Origin of the sequence: Microvirga sp. GCM10011540 (assembly GCF_042650665.1) — a bacterium.
Classification (GTDB): Bacteria; Pseudomonadota; Alphaproteobacteria; order Rhizobiales; family Beijerinckiaceae; genus Microvirga; species Microvirga lenta.
The window spans coordinates 1-26,466 of record NZ_JBHSBQ010000133.1 but is presented as its reverse complement, the minus strand read 5'-3'; the positions used below and the strand labels follow the sequence as shown (position 1 = coordinate 26,466).

Here is a 26,466-nt window from a genome sequence, read left to right as displayed (position 1 = left end):
GTCGTGCCGGCTGCTTTTGTCCGGCCCAAGGCATAGAAGCAGGCTCCCCTGCGGAAGGGGAGCCCGTTCGCGGCTCAATCCAGATGGAACTTCGACAGCTCCCGGTGCTCGCCGTAGATGCGGCGGACGGTGCCGGTCGCGGAGCGGTACACGACGGTTTCGGTCGTGATCACGTCCTTGCCGAAATTCACGCCCTTGATGAGCGCGCCGTCCGTGACGCCGGTCGCCGCCACGATGACGTCGCCGCGGGCGAGATCGGTCATGTCGTATTTCCGGTGAGGATCCGTGACGCCCATCTGGAGTGCGCGGGACCGCTTCTCCTCCGTGTCGAGGATCAGGCGCGCCTGCATCTGGCCGCCGATGCAGCGCAGCGCGCCTGCCGCGAGTACGCCTTCCGGAGCGGCGCCGATGCCGAGATAGATGTCGATTCCGGTCTCGTCCGGCTTGGTCGTGAAGATCACGCCCGCCACGTCGCCGTCGGAGATGAGACGGATGCCGGCGCCGGTCTTGCGGATGGCGGCGATCAGGTCGGCATGACGCGGACGATCGAGCACCAGCGCAGTGATCTGATTGGGCTTCACGCCCTTCGCCTTGGCGAGATTATGGATGTTTTCCTCGGGAGGGGCATCCAGATCCACAACGCCGGTCGGATAGCCCGGACCGACCGCGATCTTGTGCATGTAGACGTCGGGTGCGGCCAGGAGGGTTCCGGCCTCGGCCATGGCCATCACGGCGATGGAGCCCGGCATGTCCTTGGCGCAGAGCGTGGTGCCCTCGAGCGGGTCGACGGCGATGTCCACCTTCGGGCCCTGCTTGTTGCCCACCTTCTCGCCGATGAAGAGCATCGGCGCCTCGTCGCGCTCGCCCTCGCCGATCACCACCGTGCCGTCGATGGGCAGCTTGTTGAGCTCCCGGCGCATGGCGTCCACGGCAGCCTGGTCGGCGGCCTTTTCGTTGCCGCGCCCGCGCAGCCTTGCCGACGCGACGGCCGCGCGCTCGGTCACGCGGACAAGTTCCAGGGTCAGGATTCGCTCGATGATCTGGCCCGGTTGGACGGTAATGCCTTGCGACATGGACGTGTCGTCTCCCTTTGACGGTACTCTGCGAGCCTGAGGCTCTGCGTGATGGGGTTACTCTCGTTCGATGCGGATGACTTGGGGCGGCTCGGCAATAAGACCATCCCTGGAGATCTTATCCACAGCCGAACGTATCGAAGCCTCGGTGGCCGCATAGGTGATGAGAACGAGCGAGACGGGTGCGCCGGAGCGACCGTGCGGGTCCTTGGTCGCGGCCGTCTCGGAACGCTTCTGGAGAATGCTCTCCAGGGAGATGTCGGCCTCCGCCATCCGCGTCGCGACGCCGGCCGCCACGCCGGGACGGTCATGCACCGTGAAGCGGATGTAGTAGCCGCCCTCGTGACGCTGCATGGGCGCCCTGGGGGCCGCTTCGAGCGAAGCCACGGGCCGCCCGAAGGGAGCCCCGCCCTTCCCGAGGGCCACATCGGCGATGTCCGCGACCACGGCCGACGCGGTCGCGTCGCCGCCCGCGCCGGGGCCGATCAGGGTCAGCTCCTTCACCGCGTCCGCATCGATGGTGACGGCGTTGGTGACGCCCATCACCTGCGCGATGGACGAGGTCTTGGGCACCATCGTGGGATGGACGCGCTGCTCGATGCCCGTCTCCGTGCGCTCGGCGACGCCCAGGAGCTTGATGCGGAAGCCGAGTTCCTGGGCCATGGCGAGGTCGAGCGGCGTGATCGACGAGATGCCCTCCACGTAGATCGCCTCCGCGTCGATCTTCGAACCGAAGGCGAGGCTCGTCAGGACGGCGAGCTTGTGGGCCGTATCGAAGCCCTCCACGTCGAAGGTGGGATCGGCCTCGGCATAACCCAGGCGCTGCGCATCCTTGAGGCACTCCGCAAAGGTCAGGCCTTCGAGCTCCATCCGGGAGAGGATGTAGTTGCAGGTGCCGTTGAGAATGCCGTAGAGGCGGGAAACCTTGTTGCCCGGCAAAGCCTCCCGCAAGGTCTTGATGACCGGAATGCCGCCCGCGACGGAAGCCTCGAAGGCAAGGGACACGCCCTTGCCCTCCGCGAGTTCGGCGAGCGCCGAGCCGTGCTTGGCGAGCAGCGCCTTGTTGGCCGTGACCACGTGCTTACCATGGGACAGAGCAGTCTCGACGACCTGCCGGGCAGCGCCGTCCGCCCCGCCCACCAGTTCGACCACGCAATCCACGTCGCCGGACCTGGCGAGTTCCACCGGGTCGTCGAACCACGTGTATCGGGAGAGATCGAAGCCGCGATCCTTGGCCCTGTCCCTGGCGGAGACCGCCACCACCTCAACCGGGCGCCCGCCCCGCTCCGCCACGACCTGGTTCTGCCGGTCGAGGATCTGGATGACCGATGCGCCAACCGTGCCGAGGCCGGCAATACCCACCCGAAAAGGACGTGTCACGAACAGCAGCTCCCTCTGACAATCGCGTTGCTCTTTACGACTGCCAGGGTTGCATGTCCATGTGCGGACCGCTTTCGCGGCAAGGCAAAATCCCGCTCAGCGGGCCCGCACCATGGGTACGACGTTGTGGAGCGTCTGATCGGCCGAATCGAAGAACCGGCGGATGTTGCGCGCGGCCTGCCGGATGCGCTGCTCGTTCTCCACGAGAGCGATTCGGACGTAGTCGTCCCCGTGTTCGCCGAATCCGATGCCGGGAGCGACGGCGACGTCGGCCTTCTCCACCAGGAGCTTCGAGAACTCGAGGCTGCCCATGGACCTGAACTTTTCCGGGATCTGCACCCAGGCGAACATGGACGCGGTGGGGGCCGGAATGGACCACCCGGCCTTGGCGAAGGAATCCACCAGCACGTCGCGGCGGCGCTTGTAGACGGCGCGCATCTCGCGAATGCAGTCCTCCGGCCCGTTCAGGGCTGCGGTGGCGGCCACCTGCACGGGCGTGAACGCGCCGTAATCGAGATAGGACTTCACCCGCGCCAGGGCGGCCAGGAGGCGCTCGTTGCCCACGGCGAAGCCGATGCGCCAGCCGGCCATGGAGAAGGTCTTCGACATGGAGGTGAACTCGACCGCCACGTCCATGGCTCCGGGAACCTGCAGGATCGAAGGCGGCGGGTTGCTCTCGTCGAAATAGACCTCGGAATAGGCGAGATCGGACAGCAGGATCAGCTCGTGCTTCTTCGCGAAGGCGACGAGGTCCCGGTAGAAATCGAGGGACGCAACGTAAGCGGTCGGATTCGACGGATAGCACACCACGAGGGCGACGGGCTTGGGGATCGAATGCGCGACTGCCCGCTCGGCCGCGGGAAAGAAGTCCGGCGTCGGCTCGGCAGGCACGGAGCGGATCACGCCGCCTGCCATGAGGAAGCCGAAGGCATGGATCGGGTAGCTGGGATTGGGCACGAGGATCACGTCGCCGGGCGCCGTAATCGCCTGCGCCATGTTGGCGAAGCCTTCCTTCGAGCCGAGGGTGGCGACGACCTGCGTGTCCGGGTTGAGCTTCACGCCGAAGCGGCGCTCGTAATAGGCGGCCTGCGCCTTGCGGAGGCCGGTGATGCCCTTGGAGGCCGAGTAACGGTCCGTGCGCGGCTTGCCGACCGTCTCCAACAGCTTGTCGATCACGTGCTGGGGCGCCTGCATGTCGGGATTGCCCATCCCGAGGTCGATGATATCGGCTCCATTGGCCCGGGCGGCGGCCTTGATGCGGTTGACCTGCTCGAAGACGTAAGGGGGAAGACGCTTGATACGGTAGAAATCCGTCATGGTTCTGGTCCTCGAGGGGAAAAGGCTCGTTCGGGTATCGGGCTAGCGGGTTTTCGGGAGCGGAACAGGCTTCGGCGCCGGGGTGCCGCCCAGTTCGGCGGCGGCTGCGCCCTTGGCTTCGTTCTGGGCCCGCAGGGCGTCGAGCTCGGCCTCGGCGGCCTTGACCTCCTCCGCCGTTCTGGCCGGCGTGCTGCGTCCCGGCTGGGACGTGCCGACGGGCATGTAATCAAGTGTCTCTGGCCTGGAGCTTGTCACGAAATCCGGGGTCGGCGCGGTCTTCGGCCCGGCCCCCACCGCCGCGAAAAGGTCCCGTGTGGGGTTGGAACCGTCGGCACAGCCTGCAGCGTTGGCAACGAGAAGCGCCGTAAAACCCACCGCGGCGGCGCGACCGGTGAGTAAAGCTTTAGTCGTAAAACGCATTTTCAGGCTCAACAAAGATGACATAGCTCTGGCTTATCCGATGCTTCGAACGCTAAAATGTCGGAAATGCGGCTCATGAGCAATGGCGGTGGGACGCAGGGAGATCGCCTTATGAGCAAAATGCTCGACGAAGGAAAGGCAAAGACCCCAACTCCGGATTTCGAGGAGTTGTCCCGCAACGTTGCCCTTTTCATCGAAGGCGCCGGCAAGGCAACCGCCGCCTATCTCAAGCCTCTGGAGAACGGACAACCCAAGCCGGGGCTCGCCGCCGACGCGCAGGAGATGGTCAAGGCGTTCGGCCCGGTGGCCGAAGCCTGGATGACCGACCCGCAGAAGGCGCTCGAGGCGCAGACACGTCTCGGCACCCAGTTTCTCGACCTCTGGACCTCGACCCTCAAGCGCGCGCAGGGCGAACCCGCCGAGCCGGTCGCGGAGCCGGAGCCGAAGGACAACCGCTTCCGCGACCCGGAATGGTCCAACAATCCTCTCTTCGACTTCCTGAAGCAGGCCTACCTCATCACCTCCCGCTGGGCGGAGGATCTCGTGGAGGATGCGGAGGGCGTCGACGAGCGCACCCGCCATAAGGCGCAGTTCTACCTGAAGCAGATCTCCAGCGCCCTTTCGCCGTCGAATTTTCTCTTGACCAATCCCGAGCTCCTTCGGGAGACGCTTCAGCAGAACGGCGCCAATCTGGCCCGCGGCATGTCCATGCTGGCCGAGGATATCGAGGCAGGATCGGGGGAGCTGAAGATCCGGCAATCGGACCCGACCGGGTTCAAGGTCGGCGGCAACATCGCCACGACGCCGGGAAAGGTGATCTTCCGCAACGAGCTGATGGAGCTGATCCAGTACGCACCCACGACGGACAAGGTCCTCAAGCGCCCGCTTCTGATCGTGCCGCCCTGGATCAACAAGTTCTACATCCTCGACCTGAACCCGGAGAAGAGCTTCATCCGGTGGGCGGTTTCGCAGGGACTGACCGTCTTCTGCATCTCCTGGGTCAACCCGGCCGAAGTCCACGCGGAGAAAAGCTTCGAGCACTACATGCGCGAGGGCATCTTCGCCGCCCTCGACGCCGTCGAGGAGGCGACCGGCGAGAAGAAGGTGACGGCCATCGGCTATTGCGTCGGCGGAACGCTCCTGGCGGTCACCCTGGCTTATATGGCGGCCACCCGCGACAAGCGGATCGACAGCGCGACCTTCTTCACCGCGCAGGTGGATTTCACCCATGCGGGCGATCTGAAGGTCTTCGCGGACGAAGAGCAGATCAAGAGCCTCGAAGCGGACATGAAGGCGCGAGGCTATCTCGAGGGATCGCGCATGGCCAACGCCTTCAACATGCTGCGGCCGAACGATCTCATCTGGCCCTACGTGGTCAACGTCTACATGAAGGGGCAGTCGCCCTACCCGTTCGATCTGCTCTACTGGAACGCGGACTCGACCCGGATGCCGGCGGCGAACCATGCCTTCTACCTGCGCAACTGCTATCTCGACAACAAGCTCGCCAAGGGCGAGATGGAGATCGGCGGCATCAAGCTCGATCTGAAGAAGGTGAAGGTGCCGATCTTCAACCTTGCGACGAAAGAGGACCATATCGCCCCTGCCCGCTCCGTCTTCCTGGGCTCCAAGTCCTTCGGCGGGCCGGTCGACTTCGTGCTCGCCGGGTCCGGTCATATTGCCGGCGTGGTCAACCCTACCAACAAGCCGAAGTATCAGTTCTGGACGGGCGGCCCTGTGGAAGGCGAGCTCGAGGATTGGATGAAGAACGCCTCCGAAACGCCCGGCACATGGTGGCCCTACTGGTTCTCGTGGATCAAGGAGCAGGCGCCCCGCATGGTGAAGGCCCGCGAGCCCGGCGGCGGCAAGCTCGCACCCCTCTGCGACGCGCCGGGCACCTACGTCCTGGCAAAATCCTGAAACCCAGGAGAACCTGACGTGCAAAAGAAAAGGCCGGCGTGAAGCCGGCCTTTTCGTTTCCGATGATCTGAAGGCTCTCAGTACTTGCGCACGATCGGAGCCGGAATGGCCACTGCCGGGTTGTCCCAGCGATACTTGATCGAGGCCGAGACGATATCGACGCTGGACTGGACATCGGCCGCGAACACCACGCCGCGGGTCGGGAAGATCGGGTTGCCCGGAGCGATGTTGATGTCCGTGTTGCCCACCGAGAAGATGTGCGTGTAGCCCAGGTCGAAGGCGAGCTTGTCGCTCCAGTTGTAGGTGGCGCCCAGGGACAGCCACACGCGGTCGGAATCGGGCAGGCGCGGGTTGCGGGTTTCGAGCTCGATGGGCGAGATCTCGTAGCCGACGCCGGCGCGCACGGTCCATGCCGGGTTGATGGCGTACTCGCCACCGACCGAGAAGTACCAGCCATCCTCGTAGGCGAGCGGCAGGTAAGGGGCCTGCGCGAGAAGACCGCCGGTCAGGTTGTTGTAGACGCGCGGGAAGCCCAGTCGGCTCCAATTCGTCCATTCCGCCGTGGCGTGGAGGGTGAACGCGCTGCCGATCTGCTGGCTGATGCCGACGGACACGGATTCCGGCAGGACGAGGTTCGCCTTGATCGGAACGCCGAAATACTGGAACTCGCCTTCGAGCTGGTGCTCGATGGCGGAGCGGAAACCGATACCGATGGTGGTGCCGGCGAAAGGCGTCAGCGTGGCGCCGAGGGTGTAGCCGATGCCGAAGCTGTCGCCTTCCAGGCCGGCGCTCGGAACGAACGGGTTCGGGTTCGTGGCCGTCGGGCCCACGGCCGAGAAGTAGCGGACATCGAAGTACTGGGCGCGGATGCCGGCACCGACCGACAGCCAATCGTTCACCTTGAAGCCGATGGTGGGCTGAGCCTCGAGGGAGAAGACCTCGGTCGTGCGGGCGTAGAGCTGTCCGGCCCAGAACGGATCGGGCTTCGTGGAAAGGCCGTACGGCGCGCCGGTATAGAGGCCGACCCAGAGACGGTCGTTGACCTGGTAGCTGGTGTAGCTGGCGGGCACCACGGCATCGAGACCGATGTCGCCGGAAGAGCCCAGCGCGGCAAGGCCGGCGGGCAGGGTGTAGGTCGGCGTGATTTCGACACGCGGGATGATGGCCGTGGCGTGCCACTCGCTCTGCCAGCCGGGATTCATCGTGATCGCGGCCGGGTTCCAGAAGATGGACGATACTCCACCCGAGCCGGCGGCGACGCCGGCGAAGGACAGGCCCTGCCCCGAGGCGCTCTGCTCGCGCAGAGCGAAGGCTCCGGCCTGAGCGCCGCCCTGAGCGGTAATGAGAGCTGCGAGGGAAACGGCAGCCAGGGTCAAAGAACGATTGAAACGGCTCATGGGAAGCTTCCTGCCCTTTATGGACTTGATTTGTGCACGGCGAATCCCGCGTTGCCGCCAATGTGCCAATGCTTTAATTCTGCCGCAATCGTTTAACGAAAACCTAAGCGGCGTTTTCTACTACGCTGATATAAAGATAATTCCGAAATATATATCATACATTACTTAGCGTATCGCTCGCTCAATACAGAATAAAAAAAATGGTTCATATGTAAACGGATGTATTTGCAACCCGCACTAATCCCGTTTCGATCATCCTTTCGGACAGGCCGGAATGCCGTTTTGTCCCCCTTCGTGGCAAAAGCGCAACATGTTTGCGGCCGGAAATTGCGTTGCCCAGGGGCGGGATGTGCCACATAAAAGCGGTACCGCTACGACAGGAGTGCTTGATGAAGCTGGTGAGGTTTGGGAACCCTGGACAGGAGAAGCCGGGGATCGTCGATGGAAATGGTCAGATTCGCGACGTATCGAGCATTCTTCCCGATTTTTCAGGGAAATCTCTCACGTCCGAGAGTCTGGCGCGTCTGAAGCAGGTGGATCCGAGCTCCCTCCCGAGCGCCCCCGCGGGACAGCGTCTGGGCCCCTGCGTCGGGAATGTCCGCAATTTCATCGCGATCGGCCTGAACTATGCCGACCATGCGGCTGAGACAGGGGCGGCGATTCCGGCGGAGCCCATCGTCTTCAACAAGGCGCCCTCCTGCATCGTCGGCCCCAACGACGACGTGATCATCCCCCGTGGGTCGCAGAAGACCGACTGGGAGGTCGAACTCGCCATCGTCATCGGCGACCGGGCCTCCTATGTGGGCGCCAACGAGGCGCTGGACTTCGTCGCCGGCTACTGCGTCTGCAACGACGTGTCGGAGCGGGAATACCAGCTCGAGCGCGGCGGCACCTGGACCAAGGGCAAGGGCTGCCCCACCTTCGGCCCCATCGGCCCGTGGCTGGTGACCAAGGACGAGATCGCCGACGTGCAGAACCTCTCCATGTGGCTCGACGTGAACGGCGAGCGCATGCAGACGGGCTCGACCAAGACCATGATCTTCAACGTGGCGCAGATCGTGTCCTACGTTTCCCACTTCATGATCCTGGAACCCGGCGACGTCATCACCACCGGCACTCCGCCGGGCGTCGGCATGGGCATGAAGCCTCAGCGCTTCCTCAAGGCGGGCGACGTGGTGACCCTCGGGATCGAAGGTCTGGGCGAACAGCGCCAGCAGGTCATCGCCTTCGAGGAGAACCCTCCGGACACCAGCCGGGCACCCCGGGTTCACCACGGCTAGCCCCACAGCCTTTGAGGACCAGAACAGCAGGAGGGCGGATGTGCAGGCATCCGCCCTCTTCTCGTTTGAGCCGGGGATGCACTTCCGCCCATCCGCCAAACCGAAAGGCCTCGCCGGGCGTTACCTGTTCGGCGGCAGGCCGATCGCGGAGAAAAGGAACGTCATGAAGCCGATGAACGAGGGCCACCTGGCTATTCTGCGTCGGCACATGGTCGAGGTCGTTGCCATTCATACCGACCTCGCAAGCGACGAAATCGGAAAGGCGACCCTGGACGAGCGCGTGATGGAGGCGATGCGCAAGGTCCCGCGCCACCTCTTCGTCCCCGCCCCTCTGGCGCCTTATGCGTATCAGGACATGCCACTGCCGATCGGCTTCGACAAGACGATCTCCCAGCCCTTCATCGTGGGGCTGATGACGGATCTCCTCTCGCCGCAGCCGCACGAGACGGTGCTCGAGGTCGGCACGGGCCTGGGCTACCAGACGGCCATCCTGGCGGAACTCTCGGGGCGGGTGTGGAGCATCGAAATCGTCGAGGAATTCGCCGGCGACGCGGGAGTGCTCCTCCACCATCTCGGCTACACGAATATCGAGATCCGGGATGGAGACGGCTCCCGCGGGTGGCGCGAGCACGCCCCCTTCGACAAGATCCTGGTGACGGCCGCGGCCGAACGCCCGCCCCCGGCCCTCCTGGACCAGCTCAAGCCCGGCGGGCGTCTGGTCATGCCCATCGGGCCCGAGGGAATGCAGCGGCTCACCATCATCGACAAGGACGAGGCGGGGCAGACCAAGGCCAGGGACCTCATTCCCGTCCGTTTCAGCCGGCTCGAAACGATTACCTGACGGAGACGGGGTGCGGCGCCGGAGAGGACTGGGAGGCCCCTCTCGCGCTCTCCCGGTCCTGCACGTTGAGCAGGTTCACGAGAGAATCCGCATCCTCGAAACTGATGCCGATCAGGGCGACGTCGCCCAGGATCACGGGACGTCCGGTGGCGACGTCATAGACGGTCCAACCGGCTCTATCGGCTCGCATGTCGTATCGCATGGAGCCGAGTACAGTCGGACAGCGTGGCGGAATGTGGGCGCGGAGCGGGTTTTCAGATCAGCCCGAGCATCAGCTGGATGTTCTGGACCGCCGCTCCCGAAGCTCCCTTGCCGAGATTGTCGAGGCGCGCCACCAGGACGGCATGGCCATAGGCGTCGTGGCGGAAGACACGGAGCTCCATCCGGTCCGTATCGTTGAGCGCCTCCGGCTCGATCCGCTCGACCTTCTTGCCCTCGGGCGCCGTCGGCACCACGGTGACGAGGCCGCCCTCGCGGTAGTGCTTCACGAGCGCGTCTTCGAGGTCCCCCGCACCTGGCCTGCCGGGCAGCATGTCGAGATGAAGCGGGACGCTGACGAGCATGCCCTGCCGGAAATTGCCGACAGAGGGAATGAAGATCGGACGCCGGGATAACCCAGTATAGCGCTGCAGTTCCGGCACGTGCTTGTGCTCGAAACCGAGGCCGTAGAGTTCGAAGGCAGGGGCCGTGCCGGCCTCGTAGGACTCGATCATGGAACGCCCGCCGCCGCTATAGCCGCTGACCGCGTTCACGCTGATCGGATAGTCGGCCGGGACGATGCCGGCATCCACGAGGGGGCGGATGAGGGCGATGGCGCCGGTCGGATAGCAGCCCGGATTGGCCACCCGGTCGGCACCGGCAATCGCCGCCCGCTGGTTCGAATCGAGCTCCGCGAAGCCATAGACCCAGCCGGGGCTGACCCGGTGCGCGGTGCTGGCGTCGAGGATCCGGGGACCGTTGCCGCCCATGGCGTCCACCAGGCCGACCGTCTCGCGCGCGGCGTCGTCGTGCAGGCACAGGACCACCAGATCGACCTCGGAAAGAATGTCCCGCTTGGCGGCCGCATCCTTGCGCAGCTCGTGCGCGATGCTCTTGATGGCGATGCCAGGGACATGCTGCAGGCGCTCGCGGATGCCGAGCCCCGTCGTTCCCGCCTCTCCGTCGATGAAGACCGTCCGGGTCTTCTGCCCGAGGTCCGCTGTATTCGTGGTCATGGTGGTCATCGCCGATCCCATCCGCCTGTCAGGCCGCTGATATAGGACAAAAGGCGCTTGGCGCCAAAGAGTTCTCGGAAAACAAAAAAGCCGCGCTCCGGGCGCGGCTGCGATCAAGCCAGGGCGGCCGTCATCGCGCTCGCGCGTGCGGAGCGTCGGTTCGGCGTCGGCGGATGATCGGCAGGCATGTCATGGGAGTTTTATGCGAGCGAAGCTCGGCCGTGTCAACGAGGACCTTTCGCGGTCAATGGACCCGGAACGCCAGAACGGCCAGATGTGGAGGACCACCAGAGGCAGGATGAAGGCTGCCGACCCCACATGGGCGACGAGCCATGCCGTCCGTACCCAGCCCGCCCGCTGCCGGACGATCTCGTTGTTGAAGAGGCCGCTCAGGCAGGAGACCAGCAACAGGCAGGTCATGGCCGAGAGAAGATTGGCTTCCGGCGGCCCCATGTGGACGACGAGCAGCCCCATCGGCACGAGACCGAGCCAGCGGTGTTGGCGGTATGCCCGCTGAAGCCTGCGGGCATCCCTGCTCCGGCGCACGAAATAGAGCCGCCACTGCCAGAGAAGGGACAGAACGAGCAGGGTACCCGTCGCGAGTTCGTAGGCGAAGAGAGCGGCCGTCGGCATGTCCTTGACGAAGCCCCGGCCACCCTGCCCGAGGACGAGCGCGGCGAGCGCGATCGCGGCGAAGCACAGACCGACCGGGAGATAGGCGGTCTTCCGTTGCTGAAGCTTGAGGAGAACGCTCATCGCAACAGAACCGCGGCATCGAGGATCTGGGCTGCCGTCGCCTCCTTGACCGCACTCATGAACGTCTCGGCATCCGGAAGCCGCCTGCCCTCCCTGCCGGGCCAAGCTGCGCCGATGGACGGCGGGTCGGGAATGCGTCGAACCTTCTCGAGATAGGCGGCATAGGCTCTCTCGACCGCGGCATAGACCTGGGCGATGCCCTGGCGCAGCTCCCGGTCGGACACGGCGGCTCGGGGATGGGTCCAGGTCGTGGCACCCATCACGTCGCCCAGCCGCCAGTCGGTCTTCGGTGAGTTCGGGTGTTCGTTATGGCAACTCACACAGCCCGGAGCCGCAGCGATGTCGGGACAGAGGGCCACCTGAAGCCTGAGCGCGGGCATATCGAAATAGCGGGGCTTGCGGTCCTCCTTCAGAGCCGCGAAGTGGCGGACCTGCTCGCCCTTGAAGGCGTTGGACGGCGAGATGGGCTGGTCCGACCCCAGGAATAGGGCGAGCGGCGCTCCTTGTGCCTGGAGTTCCGCCGCCACCTTGCGCAGGAACAGCGCCGGAAGAGGCCCTGTCTTCGAATGCGCCTCCTGCCAGTCTTCCCCAAAGACGAGGCCCACCTGCTGGCCGGGTGTCACGATCCGCTCGGTATAGATCTTCCGGGCAGCCGCATTCACGAGGTTCGCGGCGTCCAGCAGGATCTTCACCGGCAGGTCCGAAGTTTGCGGAGCTTGTGCTATCGCCGTTTCCGGCAGCGGCGGCGGGGCAGTGACGAACAGATAGATGGCCGCCACACCGAGCAGCAGCGCGATGATGACCTGGCGCATCATGGGCGCTCTCCCTTCGCCGGATGGCGTCTTGCCTTGCCGTAAGGGTCGGACCCGTCGGAGAGGTAGGAGCGGATGGTTTGCACGTCGAAGGCGTCGGCCAACCGCTTCTGCGCCTCGCGGGCGTGATTGCCGTGATAGTCGTGGCAGCCGAGGCAGGTGGACCAGCGCTCCTCCGCAACGAGGATGCGGTGGGGGATGTCAACGGGGTCGTTCTTCACCACGAGATCATCGTGACAGGCGGCGCAGAACTCGGTGTTTGAAGAGACGCGCGTTCCCTGGTGTTCCCTGTGGCACCCCAGGCAGGTGGTGGCGCGGACCACCCTCACCGCTTCCACGAAACGCGGCTCGGCGAACCGATGCAGCGGATGAGCATCGTCGGGGCGTGCATGGCAGGCGCTGCAGTCGTTGCTGTCCGGCGTCTCGTAGCCGAAAGCCACGGGCGCTTTTCGGAAGCCTGTCAGGTAGGCGAGATTGGCCTGGATCTGCTGGCGTGCGGTTCCCGGAGCTTCCGTGTGGCAGGACGTGCAGGACAATGCCTCATGGCCCGGCGTCATCGGTCCGGGGTTGAGAGCCTGGAGATGGAGCGGCGACACTGCGACAAGAAGGAGAGCCGCCAGCCCGAGGAACAGACCGATGCCGGCAATTTTTGTTTTGGTGTTCAACGGCGGTTCCCGATCAGTCGAGGCTGAAGCAGGAGAACCCTGCGACGCGGAAACCCGATAGCGCGCTTCTATATACTGTTACAATATTGTGGTGGTTGAGCCACCCCGGAAACATCGCCGCAGCAGATACCAGCAATTGAGACAGCCGGTTTGCCGCACTCGCCGGCACTCGATGACGTGTCCGTCCAACCGCTGCCCGCAAAGAAAAAGGGCGGCCGGAGCCGCCCTTCGACATCTTGGATGCAGAGAAAGCTTAGCGCTTCGAGAACTGGAAGCTGCGGCGGGCTTTCTTCTTGCCGTACTTCTTGCGCTCGACGACGCGGGCGTCGCGGGTCAGGAAGCCTTCCTTCTTGAGCGGAGCGCGAAGCTCCGGCTCATAGTGGGTCAGCGCCTTGGCGAGGCCGTGACGGACTGCGCCGGCCTGGCCGGAGAGACCGCCGCCATCGACGTTGACAACGATGTCGTACTGGCCGTCGCGGTTCGCGATCTGCAGCGGCTGCGACAGGATCATGCGCAGCACCGGACGGGCGAAGTACACCTCGACCGGACGGTCGTTGATGACGATCTTGCCGGAGCCGGGCTTGATCCAGACGCGGGCGACCGCGTCCTTGCGCTTGCCGGTGGCATAGGCGCGGCCCTGGGCGTCGAGCTTCTGGACGTGCTTCGGAGCTTCCGGAGCGGCGGGCTGGGCGTTCTGGCCCAGATCGGCGAGAGACTGGAGGGTCGCCATATGATTAGACTCTCACGTTCTTGCTGTTGAGGGCAGCAACGTCCAGCGTTTCAGGCTGCTGAGCCGTATGCGGATGCTCAGCGCCGCCGTAGACGCGCAGGTTGCCCATGATCTGGCGGAAGAGCGGGCCGCGGGGGAGCATGCGCTCCACAGCCTTCTCGACCACGCGCTCGGGGAAGCGGCCCTCGAGGATGAACCTCGCAGTGCGCTCCTTGATGCCGCCCGGATATCCGGTGTGGTGATAGTACACCTTCTGCTCGCGCTTGCGGCCGGTGAACACCACCTGATCGGCGTTGATGACGATGACGTTGTCGCCGCAATCGACGTGGGGGGTGTAGTTGGCCTTGTGCTTACCGCGCAGGCGCATCGCCACGATCGAGGCGAGACGGCCAACGACGAGGCCCTTCGCATCGATCACAACCCACTTCTTCTCGACCTCGGCGGGCTTCAGCGAAGTAGTAGTCTTCATCGCGCTGTTTCCCGTATGGACCTGTTGAGGGCCCTGGTTCTGAAAACGACAAACCGCCGCGAGATGCGGCGGCGAGTGGCGGCTAATTACGTCGTTCCGCCGGGCAAGTCAACAGGCTTTTGCGGCCCGCCAGGAGCGAAAAACCCTTATAATTCATGGCTTCCGGCGCTTGTGGTATCTAAATACCGCAATGTAGGTATCATATTACCACATTCATCGCGGGCGGTGTTGAAACACCCCTTCCGCGGCTCTACCCTTTCGGCGTCAACCAGAAGGGCGACGATATGAGCAGCGAGATCGTCTTCTATACCAATCCCATGTCGCGGGGCCGCGTCGTCCGTTGGATGCTCGAGGAGGTCGGGCGCCCCTACCGCACCGAGTTGCTCGGATTCGCAACCTCGATGAAGGATCCGGCCTATCTGGCGATCAATCCCATGGGGAAGGTCCCGGCCATCGTCCACGGCGGCACCGTGGTGACCGAGGGAGCTGCGATCTGCGCCTATCTGGCCGATGCCTTCCCGGAAGCCGGCCTGGCTCCGGCGCCCGGCGATCCCCGCAGGGGACCGTACTACCGCTGGATGTTCTTCGCCGCCGGCCCGCTCGAGGCGGCTCTGACCAACAGGTCCCTCGGCTTCGAGGTGCCTGCCGAGCGAAAGCGCATGATGGGCTACGGAAGCGTCGAGGATGCGGTCAATACCCTGGATTATGCGGTAACACAGTCGGAATTCATCGCCGGCGACCGCTTCACCGCGGCCGACGTCTATGTGGGCTCGCATATCGGCTGGGCCATGATGTTCGGCACGCTGGAAAAACGACCGTCCTTCGAGGCCTACTGGAATCGGATCAGCAGCCGGCCGGCTGCCATCCGGGCGCGGGAGATCGACGACGCACTCGTTGCGCAGGAGCAGACCAAGGCTGCTTCCTCATAGAAGCCACGGCCTCCGTTCACCGGAGACGGCCCGCCTTACCGGCGATCGGGGATCGAATATGTCCCCGTCGCGTGGCAGACCAGATCCTCGCCTCCTTCCGAATAGATCGAGGCCTCGCCCACCGCGAGGCGCTTGCCGAGCTTGAGGAGCCGGCATTCGGCAACCAGCGCCCGCTGCCCCGGCTTTCTCAGGAAATTGAAGTTCAGGCTGGTGGTCACCGCCAGTCCGACGGGTCCGATATGGGCGAGGATCACCGCGTAGAGCCCCAGATCCGCAAGGGCCATCATGGAGGGGCCGGAAAGGGTGCCGCCCGGCCGCAGGTGCCTCTCGTGATAATCCATCCGCACCTGCGCGGTCATGGGACCCACACCCGTCAGGTGATAGGTGCGTCCCCCGAAATGAAGCTGCGGGAATTCCCGGTCGAGGAAGTCCGACACCTCGTCCCGGGTCATGATCGGCTGGTGGGTTGTCATTCTTGATGGATGCTCATTGAACTGCCCTGCCCTATCCCATACGTTTCGCCCATGAACCACGACAATTATCCGAACGATTACATCCGCGGCATTCTCCAGAGCGTGAAGACGATCGCGCTCGTGGGCGCTTCGCAGAACCCTGCGCGGCCGAGCTGGATCGTGATGAAGTATCTGCTCGACCGCGGCTACGACGTGATTCCGATCAATCCGGGCCTCGCCGGCGGGGAGCTTCTCGGCAAGAAGGTCTATGCCAAGCTCTCGGACGTTCCGGGACCTGTCGACATGGTCGAGATCTTCCGCAACTCGGAAGCCGCAGGACCGATCACGGACGAGGCTCTGACCCTGGACCCGCTCCCGAAAGTGCTCTGGATGCAGCTCTCCGTCCGCAACGACGAGGCCGCAGGCCGCGCCGAGGCCAAGGGCGTTCAGGTGGTGATGGATCGCTGCCCCAAGATCGAGTTCGGCCGTCTCTCCGGCGAGATCTCCTGGCAGGGGGTGAACTCCCGGATGCTCAGCGCGAAGAAGCCCGTGCTCGCGGGCAAAGGCTTCCAGAAGCTCAGCCTGAACCGCCCGAAATAGGCTCCTTGACGGACGAACAGATCGTTCTTTAAATAGAACGATCTGCTCAGAAAACCTCGAAAGGTGCCTGCAATGACCGACCGTTTGCCCGGTTTCAACACGCTTGCCGTTCATGCAGGCGCCGCGCCGGATGCGGCGACCGGGGCTCGCGCGACCCCGATCTACCAGACCACGTCCTTCGTCTTCGACGACGTGGATCACGCCGCCTCCCTCTTCGGTCTCCAGGCCTTCGGCAACATCTATTCCCGCATCGGCAACCCGACCTGCGCCGTGCTGGAAGAGCGCGTCGCCGCCCTCGAGGGCGGGACGGCGGCCCTCGCCGTGGCCTCCGGCCATGCAGCGGAGTTCCTGGTGTTCCACACCCTGCTTCAGCCCGGCGACGAGTTCGTCGCGGCCCGGAAGCTCTATGGCGGCTCGATCAACCAGTTCAACCACGCCTACAAGAACTTCGGCTGGAACGTGGTCTGGGCCGATTCCGACGATCCTTCGTCCTTCGAGGCGGCGATCACGCCGAAGACCAAGGCGATTTTCGTGGAGTCGATCGCCAATCCCGGCGGCGTGATCGTCGATCTTCAGGCGATTTCAGCCATCGCGAAGAAGCACCGCATCCCGCTCATCGTCGACAACACCATGGCGACGCCCTACCTGATCCGCCCCTTCGAGCACGGCGCGGATATCATCGTGCATTCGGCGACGAAGTTCCTCGGCGGCCACGGCAACTCCATCGGGGGCCTGATCGTGGACGGCGGCTCGTTCAGTTTCGCCGGCGACGATCGCTATCCGATGCTCTCGAAGCCGCGCCCTGAATATGGCGGCATGGTGCTGGGTGAAACCTTCGGCAATTTCGGCTTCGCCATCGCCTGCCGCGTGCTCGGCCTGCGCGACCTCGGTCCCGCTTTGTCGCCGTTCAACGCCTTCATGCTGCTCACGGGAATCGAGACCCTGCCCCTGCGGATGCAGCGGCACTCGGACAATGCTCTAGCCGTGGCCGAGCACCTGTCTAACCACAGCAAGGTTTCCTGGGTTAGCTATCCGGGATTGCGCAACGACCGCTACCACAACCTCGCCAAGCAGTACTGCCCCAAGGGCGCAGGCGCCGTCTTCACCTTCGGGCTGAAGGGCGGCTTCGAGGCAGGCGTGAAGCTGGTCTCGAACCTGAAGCTGTTCTCGCACCTGGCGAATATCGGCGATACCCGCTCGCTCATCATCCACCCGGCCTCGACGACTCACCGTCAGCTCACCGACGAGCAGAAGGTTCAAGCCGGCGCAGGTCCGGAGGTGGTGCGCCTGTCCATCGGCATCGAGGACACGGAAGACCTGATCGACGACCTCAACCAGGCCCTCGACGCGGCGTAAGCCGCCGCGCCGAGCTTTTCGGAAAGGAAGCCCGTTCCTCAGGCCGCGGCCGAGGTGCGGGCTTTCTTGTACGCGTTGTGAATGGCGCTCAGCGAGCGGTCGAGAGCCGTCCAGAGACGCTCGATCTCCTCACCGCCCTGCGACCCGGGCTCGTATTCCTGCGCGCCCTCGCCGGACGTCAGGGAGAGGGAAAGCTCCCCGCGATGGGTGATCTGGCCCGACCAGACCGGAACCTTGAGGGCATTCAGGGCGCCGCGGGCATCCGCCACCACCGCCGCTTCGGTCTCGCCGCGCTTGGGAGGGGCGGCATTGATCACGGCGGCATAGGGCTTGCGCAGTTCACGGGCGATGTGGACCGTGTCCTGCAGGGCAGCGATGTCGAACAGGCTCGGGCGCGTCGGGATGATCACGAGCGTCGCGTGCTTGATGGCTTCGGCCACGATGGGCGACTTGAGCGGAGGCGTGTCGATCAGCACCCACTCGACGCCGTCGCGCTTTGCTTCCTTCAGGGTCTCGGATAGATTGCGAACACCCCGCTTCAGGATCAGTTCGTCTTGATTGCGCAGGCCGTGCCAGAGGGACAGCGAGCCCTGCGGATCCGCATCGATCAGAAGAGTGCGACGCGACGGCCCGGCGATATAGGTCGCTAGTTGAGCAGCGAGCGTGCTCTTACCCGAGCCACCTTTTCGCGAAGCAAAGACCAGCACGTTCATGCCTAACTCCTAATAGTTTGGGTCCCTCAGCTGGGTGCAACAGAGTGAATGCCACCCTAACATTGTTCCTATCTAACAGAACAACGCCGGACTTGCTAATTCGTCTTTCAATCCGTCTGTGCATATCCCTCTTAGGTATGGTCGCAAGGTCTTCCACCCGGCGAAAGCCATCTCCCACGAGCCCCGCCGAGAATCGGACGAGGCGGAAAGAGACCTGACCGTTGCTCCACCTATTCAGCCCTTTCGGCAGTCACCGCCACCCCGCTGCAACTCCTGATGCGCCGGTTTCGCAAAGTTCCCGCGCGGAGTGACGCGGAAACTATATTCGCTGCGCTTGGTCGAGTCTCTATACTTGGGGCTGAACGAATTGTTCATCGACTGTTCATAATGAAAATCACTGCAAGGACTCTGGGAACCTCTGTTTTTCTTGACCGTTTAAACCGCGACTTACTTGTCAAGGAGCAGTTAACATGTCGAAGAAGGTTCTTCTCGCTGGTGCGATTCTCGCCGTTCTGGCCCCTGCCGGTGCCTTTGCCCAGTCCAACGGCGGCGCTGCAGCCGGTGCTGCGACGGGCGCTGTCGGCGGCGCGATCGTCGGCGGTCCGGTCGGTGCCGCTGTCGGCGGCGTGACGGGTGCGATCGTAGGCGGCCTCGCCGGCCAGCAGCAGCAGCAGTTCCGTCAGTACGTCGTGACGCAGGACGTGCCGTCCTACCGCTACTCGGATGAGGTTCGCGTCGGCGCGGTCCTGCCTTCGTCCGGCATCGAGTACTATGAGGTTCCGGCCGAGTACGGCGTGCGCGGCTACCGCTACACCGTCGTCAACGAGACCCCGGTCCTCGTCGAGCCGGAGACCCGCCGGATCGTTCAGGTCATCCGTTAAGACGGAAGATCTTTCAAGCAGAGGCGGCCCCATCGGGCCGCCTTTCGCTTGTCCGGAGCTCCGTTCAGGCCCTGCTCACCCGGGCGTGGACGACGGCCATGGCCAGAACGACCATGGCGAAGACCTGATGCGCCAGACCGGCCCAGAGAGGCACCGCGAGGAGCAGCGTGACGATGCCGAGCACCATCTGCGCGAGGGTCAGGCCAGCCAGGGCGGTAGCCCGCGCGGCATAACGTGAACCGGCGGCCTCGCGGCGAGCATTCCAGGCGTGCCAGAAGGCAAAGGCGACGAGCCCATAGGCCAGCATGCGGTGATTGAACTGCACCAGAGCGACATTATCGACGAAGTTCTCGATCCATGGGGTCACCACGAACAGGGCCGCCGCGGACGGAACGAGGGCACCGTCCATCAGCGGCCAGGTGTTGTAGGTCAAGCCGGCCTTGGACCCGGCCACCAGTCCCCCGAGGGCGATCTGCAGCAGAACGAGGCCGACCAGGACCCGCGGAGACAGATTTCCCGCAGAGGCCTTGCGGGCGGGATCCGGACGCGGATCGAGGCCTGCCGCCACCCAGACGAGGCAGGCGAGAATGATGCTGGCGATGGTCAGATGCAGGGCGAGCTTGATCGGTGCGACGGCCGTCATGCCCGGCTCCAGGCCGGACGCCACCATGATCCAGCCGACGGCCCCCTGAAGGCCGCCGAGGGCGCCGATGCCGAGGAGAGTCAGCGCGAGTCTTCCCTTGATGGCCCCCCGCAGCCAGAACCAGATGAGCGGCACGAAGAAGACGAGCCCCAGCAGACGGCCGAGCTGCCGGTGCCCCCACTCCCAGGCATAGATGAACTTGAACTCGGACAGGCTCATGCCCTTGTTCACGAGCTCGTACTGGGGAATCTGCCGGTACTTTTCGAACTCCGCCAGCCAGGCCTGCTCCGTCAGGGGCGGAATCGCTCCGGTGACGGGGCGCCATTCGGTGATGGACAGGCCGGAGCCGGTCAGCCGGGTCGCCCCGCCGACGGCGACCATGGCGATGACCAAGGCGGCCAGGACGTATATCCAGGTGCGGACGGCGGTAACGGATCGCGTCTGGGGAAGGCGTGCCAGCGGCATGCCTTCGGGGGAGGCTGCGACAGCCATGCTCACTCTCGTCGTCGATTAGGGCTTGAAGCCGGAATGCTCCATGTCACATAGAGATTGCCTCAACCAGAGGCAATCAATGCCGGTGACGCACCCTGCAGGCGTCGAGGCCTTCAGCGAGGAGTCGGAACATGGGCATGCGAACCCGCAAGCTGATCGGGACGGTCGTGATGCTGCTCTTCATCGGCTTCTACGCACTCTTCGCCATGGCCGTGGCAGAAGGCCGGGTCAGGGATGCGTCGACCGCCGTCCAGACGATCGTCTACGTCGTCCTGGGGCTGATCTGGGTCATCCCCATGATGCCGCTCATCCGCTGGATGAACAAGCCCGACGAGGCCTAGCGCGCCTCGAGCCCGGCTCGCAGGCTCGCTAGGCGCCGCCGATGCCTTCCATGATGGTCCCGGTGCCGCTGCAGGTCGGGCAGGACGTCACGCCGATACGGCCCTTGCCCTTGCATTCGGGGCAGACGTTCTCGCCCACTCCCGGCGTACCCGCATCGCCCTGATCTCCGGGATTGAGCTTGGGCGTGTCCGTTTCGGTCTGCGATTTCTTGTTCATGGCTGGGCTCATCCTGACGCCTTTCACCCTCAACGCCCGAGCGAAAACCGGGTTGCATCGGAAATCCAGCTCTTTAGGTCGACGAAAAAGGCCCGCTCGATGCGGGCCTTTCCCTTTGATTCTAGCGGCAAACCCGGCGGCGGCGATGCTCCCAGCCCCAGCCCGGCACCCATTCGCTGTACCGTTCCGTGAAGCAGCGCTCCACGTAAACAGGACGCGGACGAGGGGCGTAGTAGACCGGAGCGGGTTCCACATAGACCGGCGGAGGCGGCGGGGGCGCCACGTAGACCGGAGCGGGTGCGGCATAGGCCGGCCCCTGGGACGCGGCGATTGCGCCGCCGATCGCGAGACCTCCCAGGACGCCGATGGCCGCTGCTGCGCCAGGCGACAGGCGGTCGCGTGCTGCGGCCGGCTCGACGGCAGCCAGGGTGGTCACCACCGCCAGAGCGGCGGCCGTACCGGATGCTAAACGGAAGATCCTCATGATCATCACCTTGTTTCTTGGAGAGGGTTGAGGCGCCTCTCTTCACGAGAAGCTATAGCGCCCCGAACCTCTCCGGAAGCTGAATGAAACATGGCAAAGCTTGGGCAGCGAGCGGCATCGGCGAACATAGTAACCGGCCGGTAAATCCACCCCCTGCCCTTCCGTTACGAGAAGAAGTCAGTCGGCCGTCGTCCGCAGCGGCACCGAGAGCAGAACCCGGATCAGGTCCGCCTGACGATTCGTATCGGTCTTCCGGAAGAGATTCTTGAGGTGGAAGACGACCGTCGTCTGGGCGACCTCGAGCTCCTCCGCAATCTGGTCCAGCCGCTTGCCGTCGATCAGCATCAGCGCGACCCGGGTCTCTGATGGGGTCAGGTTGTAGAGGCGGACGAGGGTGTCGCCGGAAACCTTGGTCCGCTGCTCCGTATCGATCAGCAGGAGCACGACGGCCTCGGGCTTGTCCTCGGGGGAAAAACGCTGTCCGGGAATGAGCACGAGGTAGGGCCGTCCGCCGGAGAGCCGGGGGAAGGAGACGATCTCGTCCAGGAACTCCTCCTCGAAGGCCTTCTTGATGCCCTCGAGCAGTTTCGTGTTCTGCCGCGGCACGGATCCCCTCAGGGCGTCCTGGGCGATTCCGAGGCCGTCGTTCTCTCCAAGGATGCGCTCGGCCTCCTTGTTCATCAACCGCACCGTGGCATTCTCATCGACGATGACCACACCCACGAGGAAGCGGTCGAAGGCGAACGTCGCCTTGTACAGAGCCTCGACCGTGCGGCCGCGGGAGGATTTCAGGATTTCCTGCCAGGCCTCCTCGGCACGCTGCACGGCCCCCGACTTGACCCGCTCGACCTGGCTGAGACGCGCAGCAACGGTGGCGAGCAGGATCTCGTAATCGATCGGCTTGACCAGATAGTCGTCGGCACCGGCCTGCTTGCCCACGAGCACGTCATTCCGCTCGGCCAAGGCGGTGAGGAAGATAAAGGGAATATCCGACAGATCGCCCTGCTCCCGCATGGCGCGCAGGACGTCGTATCCTCCGAGCCCCGGCATGGTGATGTCGCACAGGACGAGATCCGGCCGGTTCTGCTCCAGAAGGGACAGGGCCTCGCTCCCATTGGCGGCCTGCAGAACCCGATAATCGGCAGCCGTCAGTTCCTCGGCGAGATCGGTCCTCAGATCGTCCTCGTCCTCGATACACAAAATCGTCTTGTGAGCATTCATCGTTTCAAGCCACTCATGCTGCCTGCTGCGCCTCCCCGGCATTCGAGACAGGCAAATCGAAAGTAAAGAGAGACCCTGCGGCCTCGTAACTCTCAACCTGAATCTCACCACCGTGCAAGTGCATGATTTTCTGCGCGAAATTCAGGCCGATTCCCGTTCCTGCAATGCCGGTTGCCGTACGGGCGCGATAGAAACGGTCGAAAATCTTTGCGATTTCATCCGCCGGAATCCCGATTCCCCAATCTCGCACGGAGCAATAAGCCCGGGCGCCGTCGGCCCAGATCTTGACCTCTACGACAGGAGTATCGCCCGAGTATTTGACCGCGTTCGAGAGGAGGTTGATGACGACTTGCTCGATGAGAATGCTGTCGCAATAAACCTGGACCGTTTTCTCCGGCGCGACAAAGCGGATGTCCGCATGAGTGCTCAATTCGCGCTGCCGTTCACAGATTTCTGCGACGAGATCGACCAGATTGCAGGAGGCCGGATTGAGCTCGATCCGTCCCGCATCGAGCTTGGCCGCATTGAGAACGCTTTCCACCAGACGCGTAAGGCGGCTCGTGGCATTCCTGATCCGCTGCACGCGGGTGACGAGTTCGTCCTGCGTAATGTCCTGTCCGCGCCGGAGGATGCGCTGCGCGCTGGAATCCAGGATCGCCAGCGGGGTTCGGAACTGGTGGGACACCATGGAGACGAAGCTGCGATAGGCGTTCGTCGTCTCGCGTTCGCGGTCGAGAGCGGATTGCAGGGCCTGGGCCGCCTGCTTGTACCCGGTGATGTCCGTCAGCCGCACGAAGATCGTGCCGCCGTCCGCCTTGGTGACCGAAAGGTGCACCCAGACACCCTTCCTCATCAGAAGATCGAGTTCGATCTCCTCGAAGGCTTCGTTGCCCTGGAGAAGACGTTGGTCCGCACCCTCGCACATGGCGAAGCATTGCAGGAAGACCGGCAGGGTCATCTCCTCCCGGCACCAGATCGCGATCGGATCGGCCGCCCAGATCTGTTCGTTGGCGAAGAGAAGCCTGCCTGTGGCATCGAAGGCGGCGAAGCCGTCCGGCGCCGATTCGATGGCGGCGATCAGGCGGCGCTCCGCCTGCCGCAGGGCGGCCGTCCGTTGCAGGACCTTGATCTCGAGGTCGAAATTCTGCCGCTCCGCCTGCTTGCGCGCCAGCCACTGCTCCGTCACGTCCCGAATGAAGGCGATGCCGAGCTTGCGTTCGGCCATGTTGAGGGGGAAGCAGTTGATCTCGAGGCAGCGTTCGTGCCCCGTCTGGGTGGGGCTGTCGTCCTCGAAGACGGAGCTTGCACCCTGGATCGCCTGTCCGAGCGACTGAACCGTATCCGGCTTGCTGAAGAGCGGGTCGAGCGCGGGCAGGTTCTGGCCCACCGTCTGTTCGGGCTTCAATCCCAGCAATGTCTCCATGCCCGGGTTCCAGAGCAGGCAGTTGAGCCGCTCGTCGAAAATGATGATGCCCTGGTTGCTGATGTTGTTGATCACCAGATCCGACAGTTCCTGCTCCTGGCGCAGGAGCCGCTTGGCCTGGTTCGCCTCCTGCATGCCCTTGAAGAGGCGCAGCAACAGGAAGGAGGCGCTGATGACGATGCCGATGATGAATGCAAGGCTCTCGAACACGACCCGCAGATACATCGTGCGCGTCATGGCCCCCTGCTCCCGGTTGAGCAGCATGACCTTGTTGGCCGCGCTCCTCAGCTCGTAGGCGAGATCGCGCGCCTGGGACCGCATGTGAAATGCGCTTTGCGCATCGAGTCCCCTCGCAACGACCGGCTCGGCCAGTGTCAGCTGGAGATAGGCCCGCTTGAGGCCGCCCATCATCCCCACCTTCTCGATCACCTGACCCTGCGGCCCCTCCAGGAGCACGGCAAGACGGCTGATGAGGATGGCGAGCCGGAAATCCGGCTCAGATTGCGGGTCCGCGATGGTTTCGTTCGCCGCCTTGCGCGTCAGGCTTTCCGCGAACAGCGTCGCCTCGAACTGGGTCTGGGTGATCTGCCACAGATTGGTATGGGTGTCCTCGCTGCGGAGATCGCTCTCCACGTTGAGCAGCCGGGCGACCGTGAAGACAAGGCAAGCCACCAGCCCCGCGATGGCGACGAGGGTGACGAGGGAGGTCCGGTAGGTTTGGAGGCCGAGTTTCATGTCATTCGACCTGCAACCGGCTCAGGTGCCATATCCAGCGCGAATCGTATCGCTGATCCTGCAGAACCTTGTGATCGTCGCGCGGATACACGATCCAGAGCGGCCCCTTGTCCCTGAGGGTCAGATCCCGGCCGTTGGCCCGCAGGGCGATCAGAGGCTCGTACTGGAGATCGCTCAAGGGAATGGTGACCTCATAGGCATCCGAAGCGGTCGCGCGCAGGTGAGTGCCTTTGTACCCCACCCGGTCGAGAACGGCCCGGAGAGGAACTCCTTCGTAGTGCTGGACCTCGTCCGCCCAGACCGTGAGTGTCGAGAGCGACGCCTCCTCCATCGCGTCGAGCATCGCCCGGTCGAACCGCGCCTCGCCAGGGGCGTTGGTCCGCTCGATCGCACCCGAAACCGTCAGAAGGACCGGTCCCGACGGCACGGGCAGGGACTCGGCTGCATGGGCGAGAAAGCCCCAACCCAGAAGGGCAGCCACGGCGGCAAACAGTCCAAGGCGGTGCATGGGTCGAGGTCCAGAGAGTTATAACAGAGCGAAATATACGCTTTGGAGAATTTTTCTTCGAAAATCTAGTGTGTCCCGTAAAGTTGATGCGGTCCACACGTGCTTGCACCGGCGGAGTTCGGCAAGACGCGTCGAAAACTGCCCCAAAAAGGTAGGATCCCGAAGTTGTTCCACCCGCGTTCCAGTTCCGCGAGGACAAACTGAGCTGTAAGGTCGCGCAATTTTCTATGACTGCAAGATCATCATCTCAAATGACGCGCATCTAAGGAAACTGAGAGTCGGCTTTTCTTGCAAGCAGTTTATCTTGTTCCTTGAATATATACCTCTCGACCCAATACTCATTTGGTTAAGAACCCGATGAAGGTTTTATTGCTTTCAGGTAACTATCATTTGTCATGACGTCAATTTTACCCTTGCAAATGTTTTGCAAGGGCATGATGACACGCTATATTGAACACATCATTTCACCGGCTGGTCTCTCAGCCGTTCTGCGACACGAGGAGTTCGAAATGCGCAAGTTCGTTGCGGTTCTGGTTGGCGCGGCCGTGCTGGCCCCTGCCCTGCCCGCTAGTGCGGATCCATTCCAGAGCCGTCCGCTCCCGGACGTGCAGAAGGTCTATCCCAACGAGTCGTACTCTCAGTACTACTACCGCCGTGGCTATTATGGCCGGCCTTACTATGGCCGCCCCTACTACCGTCGGGACAACGGGGCGGCTGTCGCGGCCGGTGTCGCGGGCCTTGCCGCTGGCGCCCTGATCGCCGGCGCCATCGCCAGTCAGGCCCAGGCACAGCCGGTCGCCCCTCCTCCTCCCGGCACCGTCAACCCCTCCGTAGCCGCCTACTGCGCCCGCAAGTACCGCTCCTACGATCCGGTTACCGGAACCTTCCTGGCTCATAACGGAATGCGTTACGTCTGCACCTATCCGTAATCCGCTCGTGCCCTCTCGGGAGGCGCGAAAAAGCCCCGCTACGGCTCCGTAGCGGGGCTTTTTCATAGCCGTCCGGGACCGGCCAGCGAGCAGCGCGGCCGGGGCCGTCTTCCGGCGGTCTGGATTGTCGATGAAATGACGCTGAAATGGGAACGGCACCCGAAGGTGCCGTTTCTGTTGCTAGGCTTTCCCGAGCCCCGGATGGTTACGCCGCGAGGCGAACCGCACCCATGTCAACGTTGTCGTTGGCATTTGTGAATGTGCACTATCA

At 63.9% G+C, this 26,466-nt stretch carries 29 protein-coding genes; 9 read left to right on the top strand and 20 right to left on the bottom strand.

Annotated elements, in window-relative coordinates; genetic code table 11:
• Positions 1-74: 74 nt before the first annotated feature.
• From glpX to ACFOYU_RS19845, 4 genes are all read right to left on the bottom strand, one after another.
• Positions 75-1,073: a class II fructose-bisphosphatase gene (gene glpX, locus ACFOYU_RS19860; RefSeq protein ID WP_377034951.1), complete on the bottom strand. Its 999-nt coding sequence runs from the start codon at positions 1,071-1,073 to the stop codon at positions 75-77.
• A gap of 57 nt (positions 1,074-1,130) precedes the next feature.
• Positions 1,131-2,453, bottom strand: coding sequence for a homoserine dehydrogenase (locus ACFOYU_RS19855; protein ID WP_226742528.1), 1,323 nt, complete (start codon positions 2,451-2,453; stop codon positions 1,131-1,133).
• A gap of 96 nt (positions 2,454-2,549) precedes the next feature.
• Positions 2,550-3,770, bottom strand: coding sequence for an LL-diaminopimelate aminotransferase (locus ACFOYU_RS19850; RefSeq protein ID WP_377034950.1), 1,221 nt, complete (start codon positions 3,768-3,770; stop codon positions 2,550-2,552).
• A 42-nt stretch (positions 3,771-3,812) separates the two neighbouring features.
• Positions 3,813-4,190 carry a hypothetical protein gene (locus tag ACFOYU_RS19845; RefSeq protein WP_377034949.1) on the bottom strand — a complete coding sequence of 126 codons (378 nt, stop codon included), beginning with the start codon at positions 4,188-4,190 and terminating at the stop codon, positions 3,813-3,815.
• A gap of 120 nt (positions 4,191-4,310) precedes the next feature.
• Here ACFOYU_RS19845 and ACFOYU_RS19840 point away from each other — a divergent pair, with 120 nt between their 5' ends.
• Positions 4,311-6,107, top strand: a complete 1,797-nt coding sequence (locus ACFOYU_RS19840) for a class I poly(R)-hydroxyalkanoic acid synthase (protein ID WP_319004873.1) — start codon at positions 4,311-4,313, stop codon at positions 6,105-6,107.
• A 77-nt stretch (positions 6,108-6,184) separates the two neighbouring features.
• On the opposite strand, the gene ACFOYU_RS19835 is transcribed toward ACFOYU_RS19840, so the two are convergent.
• Positions 6,185-7,504: an OmpP1/FadL family transporter gene (locus tag ACFOYU_RS19835; RefSeq protein ID WP_377034948.1), complete on the bottom strand. Its 1,320-nt coding sequence runs from the start codon at positions 7,502-7,504 to the stop codon at positions 6,185-6,187.
• A gap of 389 nt (positions 7,505-7,893) precedes the next feature.
• On the opposite strand from ACFOYU_RS19835, the gene ACFOYU_RS19830 reads away from it, so the two are divergent.
• Together ACFOYU_RS19830 and ACFOYU_RS19825 are read left to right on the top strand one after the other, a co-directional pair.
• A complete protein-coding gene (locus ACFOYU_RS19830; protein ID WP_377034947.1) occupies positions 7,894-8,784 on the top strand; it encodes a fumarylacetoacetate hydrolase family protein in 891 nt (296 codons plus the stop codon).
• A gap of 163 nt (positions 8,785-8,947) precedes the next feature.
• On the top strand, positions 8,948-9,625 hold the full coding sequence (locus ACFOYU_RS19825; RefSeq protein ID WP_377034976.1) for a protein-L-isoaspartate(D-aspartate) O-methyltransferase: 678 nt from the start codon (positions 8,948-8,950) through the stop codon (positions 9,623-9,625).
• On the opposite strand, the gene ACFOYU_RS19820 is transcribed toward ACFOYU_RS19825, so the two are convergent.
• From ACFOYU_RS19820 to rplM, 7 genes are all read right to left on the bottom strand, one after another.
• Positions 9,618-9,815 carry a hypothetical protein gene (locus ACFOYU_RS19820; protein ID WP_377034946.1) on the bottom strand — a complete coding sequence of 66 codons (198 nt, stop codon included), beginning with the start codon at positions 9,813-9,815 and terminating at the stop codon, positions 9,618-9,620. The genes ACFOYU_RS19825 and ACFOYU_RS19820 overlap by 8 nt on opposite strands.
• 64 nt (positions 9,816-9,879) lie before the next feature.
• Positions 9,880-10,839, bottom strand: a complete 960-nt coding sequence (gene argC / locus ACFOYU_RS19815; protein ID WP_377034945.1) for an N-acetyl-gamma-glutamyl-phosphate reductase — start codon at positions 10,837-10,839, stop codon at positions 9,880-9,882.
• 189 nt (positions 10,840-11,028) lie between these two features.
• The gene (locus ACFOYU_RS19810; protein ID WP_377034944.1) at positions 11,029-11,595 is read right to left on the bottom strand and encodes a hypothetical protein; all 567 of its coding nucleotides are present in this window, start codon (positions 11,593-11,595) and stop codon (positions 11,029-11,031) included.
• On the bottom strand, positions 11,592-12,410 hold the full coding sequence (locus ACFOYU_RS19805; RefSeq protein WP_377034943.1) for a DUF3365 domain-containing protein: 819 nt from the start codon (positions 12,408-12,410) through the stop codon (positions 11,592-11,594). Before ACFOYU_RS19805 ends, ACFOYU_RS19810 begins: the two co-directional genes overlap by 4 nt.
• On the bottom strand, positions 12,407-13,072 hold the full coding sequence (locus tag ACFOYU_RS19800; protein WP_377034942.1) for a cytochrome c3 family protein: 666 nt from the start codon (positions 13,070-13,072) through the stop codon (positions 12,407-12,409). Before ACFOYU_RS19800 ends, ACFOYU_RS19805 begins: the two co-directional genes overlap by 4 nt.
• Positions 13,073-13,325: 253 nt before the next feature.
• The gene (gene rpsI / locus ACFOYU_RS19795; RefSeq protein WP_226742516.1) at positions 13,326-13,802 is read right to left on the bottom strand and encodes a 30S ribosomal protein S9; all 477 of its coding nucleotides are present in this window, start codon (positions 13,800-13,802) and stop codon (positions 13,326-13,328) included.
• 4 nt (positions 13,803-13,806) lie between these two features.
• Positions 13,807-14,271, bottom strand: a complete 465-nt coding sequence (rplM, locus tag ACFOYU_RS19790) for a 50S ribosomal protein L13 (RefSeq protein ID WP_226742515.1) — start codon at positions 14,269-14,271, stop codon at positions 13,807-13,809.
• Positions 14,272-14,555: 284 nt separating this feature from the next.
• On the opposite strand from rplM, the gene ACFOYU_RS19785 reads away from it, so the two are divergent.
• Positions 14,556-15,200, top strand: a complete 645-nt coding sequence (locus ACFOYU_RS19785; RefSeq protein WP_377034941.1) for a glutathione S-transferase family protein — start codon at positions 14,556-14,558, stop codon at positions 15,198-15,200.
• 35 nt (positions 15,201-15,235) lie between these two features.
• On the opposite strand, the gene ACFOYU_RS19780 is transcribed toward ACFOYU_RS19785, so the two are convergent.
• Positions 15,236-15,673 carry a PaaI family thioesterase gene (locus ACFOYU_RS19780; protein WP_377034940.1) on the bottom strand — a complete coding sequence of 146 codons (438 nt, stop codon included), beginning with the start codon at positions 15,671-15,673 and terminating at the stop codon, positions 15,236-15,238.
• Between the two features lie 51 nt (positions 15,674-15,724).
• On the opposite strand from ACFOYU_RS19780, the gene ACFOYU_RS19775 reads away from it, so the two are divergent.
• Together ACFOYU_RS19775 and ACFOYU_RS19770 are read left to right on the top strand one after the other, a co-directional pair.
• Positions 15,725-16,252: a CoA-binding protein gene (locus tag ACFOYU_RS19775; RefSeq protein ID WP_226742512.1), complete on the top strand. Its 528-nt coding sequence runs from the start codon at positions 15,725-15,727 to the stop codon at positions 16,250-16,252.
• A 72-nt stretch (positions 16,253-16,324) separates the two neighbouring features.
• Entirely contained in the window at positions 16,325-17,608 is a 1,284-nt protein-coding gene (locus ACFOYU_RS19770) for an O-acetylhomoserine aminocarboxypropyltransferase (RefSeq protein WP_377034939.1), read from the top strand.
• 38 nt (positions 17,609-17,646) lie between these two features.
• Here ACFOYU_RS19770 and ACFOYU_RS19765 read toward each other — a convergent pair whose 3' ends face one another.
• Positions 17,647-18,321: a ParA family protein gene (locus ACFOYU_RS19765; RefSeq protein ID WP_226742510.1), complete on the bottom strand. Its 675-nt coding sequence runs from the start codon at positions 18,319-18,321 to the stop codon at positions 17,647-17,649.
• Positions 18,322-18,791: 470 nt separating this feature from the next.
• Between ACFOYU_RS19765 and ACFOYU_RS19760 the strand changes: the two genes are divergently transcribed.
• A complete protein-coding gene (locus tag ACFOYU_RS19760) occupies positions 18,792-19,202 on the top strand; it encodes a DUF1236 domain-containing protein (RefSeq protein WP_226742509.1) in 411 nt (136 codons plus the stop codon).
• A gap of 64 nt (positions 19,203-19,266) precedes the next feature.
• On the opposite strand, the gene ACFOYU_RS19755 is transcribed toward ACFOYU_RS19760, so the two are convergent.
• Positions 19,267-20,310 (bottom strand): COX15/CtaA family protein, encoded by a 1,044-nt coding sequence (locus ACFOYU_RS19755; protein ID WP_226742575.1) that lies wholly within the window; start codon positions 20,308-20,310, stop codon positions 19,267-19,269.
• A gap of 158 nt (positions 20,311-20,468) precedes the next feature.
• Here ACFOYU_RS19755 and ACFOYU_RS19750 point away from each other — a divergent pair, with 158 nt between their 5' ends.
• Positions 20,469-20,678, top strand: coding sequence for a DUF2842 domain-containing protein (locus ACFOYU_RS19750; RefSeq protein WP_226742508.1), 210 nt, complete (start codon positions 20,469-20,471; stop codon positions 20,676-20,678).
• A gap of 28 nt (positions 20,679-20,706) precedes the next feature.
• On the opposite strand, the gene ACFOYU_RS19745 is transcribed toward ACFOYU_RS19750, so the two are convergent.
• From ACFOYU_RS19745 to ACFOYU_RS19725, 5 genes are all read right to left on the bottom strand, one after another.
• Positions 20,707-20,895 carry a hypothetical protein gene (locus ACFOYU_RS19745; protein WP_226742507.1) on the bottom strand — a complete coding sequence of 63 codons (189 nt, stop codon included), beginning with the start codon at positions 20,893-20,895 and terminating at the stop codon, positions 20,707-20,709.
• Positions 20,896-21,016: 121 nt separating this feature from the next.
• Positions 21,017-21,379 (bottom strand): hypothetical protein, encoded by a 363-nt coding sequence (locus tag ACFOYU_RS19740; RefSeq protein ID WP_226742506.1) that lies wholly within the window; start codon positions 21,377-21,379, stop codon positions 21,017-21,019.
• A 177-nt stretch (positions 21,380-21,556) separates the two neighbouring features.
• Positions 21,557-22,600, bottom strand: coding sequence for a response regulator (locus tag ACFOYU_RS19735; protein WP_377034938.1), 1,044 nt, complete (start codon positions 22,598-22,600; stop codon positions 21,557-21,559).
• A 13-nt stretch (positions 22,601-22,613) separates the two neighbouring features.
• Positions 22,614-24,758, bottom strand: coding sequence for an ATP-binding protein (locus ACFOYU_RS19730; protein ID WP_226742504.1), 2,145 nt, complete (start codon positions 24,756-24,758; stop codon positions 22,614-22,616).
• 1 nt (position 24,759) lies between these two features.
• Positions 24,760-25,266, bottom strand: a complete 507-nt coding sequence (locus tag ACFOYU_RS19725) for a molybdopterin-dependent oxidoreductase (protein ID WP_226742503.1) — start codon at positions 25,264-25,266, stop codon at positions 24,760-24,762.
• Positions 25,267-25,775: 509 nt separating this feature from the next.
• Between ACFOYU_RS19725 and ACFOYU_RS19720 the strand changes: the two genes are divergently transcribed.
• The gene (locus ACFOYU_RS19720) at positions 25,776-26,195 is read left to right on the top strand and encodes a BA14K family protein (RefSeq protein WP_226742502.1); all 420 of its coding nucleotides are present in this window, start codon (positions 25,776-25,778) and stop codon (positions 26,193-26,195) included.
• The last annotated feature ends 271 nt before the right edge of the window (positions 26,196-26,466 follow it).

Excerpts from the sequence above, each read along its gene's own strand:
- glpX (WP_377034951.1), bottom strand. The coding sequence starts at position 1,073 with ATGTCGCAAGGCATTACCGTCCAACCGGGCCAGATCATCGAGCGAATC.
- ACFOYU_RS19850 (WP_377034950.1), bottom strand. The coding sequence starts at position 3,770 with ATGACGGATTTCTACCGTATCAAGCGTCTTCCCCCTTACGTCTTCGAG.
- ACFOYU_RS19845 (WP_377034949.1), bottom strand. The coding sequence starts at position 4,190 with ATGCGTTTTACGACTAAAGCTTTACTCACCGGTCGCGCCGCCGCGGTG.
- ACFOYU_RS19840 (WP_319004873.1), top strand. The coding sequence starts at position 4,311 with ATGCTCGACGAAGGAAAGGCAAAGACCCCAACTCCGGATTTCGAGGAG.
- ACFOYU_RS19835 (WP_377034948.1), bottom strand. The coding sequence starts at position 7,504 with ATGAGCCGTTTCAATCGTTCTTTGACCCTGGCTGCCGTTTCCCTCGCA.
- ACFOYU_RS19830 (WP_377034947.1), top strand. The coding sequence starts at position 7,894 with ATGAAGCTGGTGAGGTTTGGGAACCCTGGACAGGAGAAGCCGGGGATC.
- ACFOYU_RS19825 (WP_377034976.1), top strand. The coding sequence starts at position 8,948 with ATGAAGCCGATGAACGAGGGCCACCTGGCTATTCTGCGTCGGCACATG.
- ACFOYU_RS19820 (WP_377034946.1), bottom strand. The coding sequence starts at position 9,815 with ATGCGAGCCGATAGAGCCGGTTGGACCGTCTATGACGTCGCCACCGGA.
- argC (WP_377034945.1), bottom strand. The coding sequence starts at position 10,839 with ATGACCACGAATACAGCGGACCTCGGGCAGAAGACCCGGACGGTCTTC.
- ACFOYU_RS19810 (WP_377034944.1), bottom strand. The coding sequence starts at position 11,595 with ATGAGCGTTCTCCTCAAGCTTCAGCAACGGAAGACCGCCTATCTCCCG.
- ACFOYU_RS19805 (WP_377034943.1), bottom strand. The coding sequence starts at position 12,410 with ATGATGCGCCAGGTCATCATCGCGCTGCTGCTCGGTGTGGCGGCCATC.
- rpsI (WP_226742516.1), bottom strand. The coding sequence starts at position 13,802 with ATGGCGACCCTCCAGTCTCTCGCCGATCTGGGCCAGAACGCCCAGCCC.
- rplM (WP_226742515.1), bottom strand. The coding sequence starts at position 14,271 with ATGAAGACTACTACTTCGCTGAAGCCCGCCGAGGTCGAGAAGAAGTGG.
- ACFOYU_RS19785 (WP_377034941.1), top strand. The coding sequence starts at position 14,556 with ATGAGCAGCGAGATCGTCTTCTATACCAATCCCATGTCGCGGGGCCGC.
- ACFOYU_RS19780 (WP_377034940.1), bottom strand. The coding sequence starts at position 15,673 with ATGACAACCCACCAGCCGATCATGACCCGGGACGAGGTGTCGGACTTC.
- ACFOYU_RS19775 (WP_226742512.1), top strand. The coding sequence starts at position 15,725 with ATGAACCACGACAATTATCCGAACGATTACATCCGCGGCATTCTCCAG.
- ACFOYU_RS19770 (WP_377034939.1), top strand. The coding sequence starts at position 16,325 with ATGACCGACCGTTTGCCCGGTTTCAACACGCTTGCCGTTCATGCAGGC.
- ACFOYU_RS19765 (WP_226742510.1), bottom strand. The coding sequence starts at position 18,321 with ATGAACGTGCTGGTCTTTGCTTCGCGAAAAGGTGGCTCGGGTAAGAGC.
- ACFOYU_RS19760 (WP_226742509.1), top strand. The coding sequence starts at position 18,792 with ATGTCGAAGAAGGTTCTTCTCGCTGGTGCGATTCTCGCCGTTCTGGCC.
- ACFOYU_RS19755 (WP_226742575.1), bottom strand. The coding sequence starts at position 20,310 with ATGCCGCTGGCACGCCTTCCCCAGACGCGATCCGTTACCGCCGTCCGC.
- ACFOYU_RS19750 (WP_226742508.1), top strand. The coding sequence starts at position 20,469 with ATGGGCATGCGAACCCGCAAGCTGATCGGGACGGTCGTGATGCTGCTC.
- ACFOYU_RS19745 (WP_226742507.1), bottom strand. The coding sequence starts at position 20,895 with ATGAACAAGAAATCGCAGACCGAAACGGACACGCCCAAGCTCAATCCC.
- ACFOYU_RS19740 (WP_226742506.1), bottom strand. The coding sequence starts at position 21,379 with ATGAGGATCTTCCGTTTAGCATCCGGTACGGCCGCCGCTCTGGCGGTG.
- ACFOYU_RS19735 (WP_377034938.1), bottom strand. The coding sequence starts at position 22,600 with ATGAATGCTCACAAGACGATTTTGTGTATCGAGGACGAGGACGATCTG.
- ACFOYU_RS19730 (WP_226742504.1), bottom strand. The coding sequence starts at position 24,758 with ATGAAACTCGGCCTCCAAACCTACCGGACCTCCCTCGTCACCCTCGTC.
- ACFOYU_RS19725 (WP_226742503.1), bottom strand. The coding sequence starts at position 25,266 with ATGCACCGCCTTGGACTGTTTGCCGCCGTGGCTGCCCTTCTGGGTTGG.
- ACFOYU_RS19720 (WP_226742502.1), top strand. The coding sequence starts at position 25,776 with ATGCGCAAGTTCGTTGCGGTTCTGGTTGGCGCGGCCGTGCTGGCCCCT.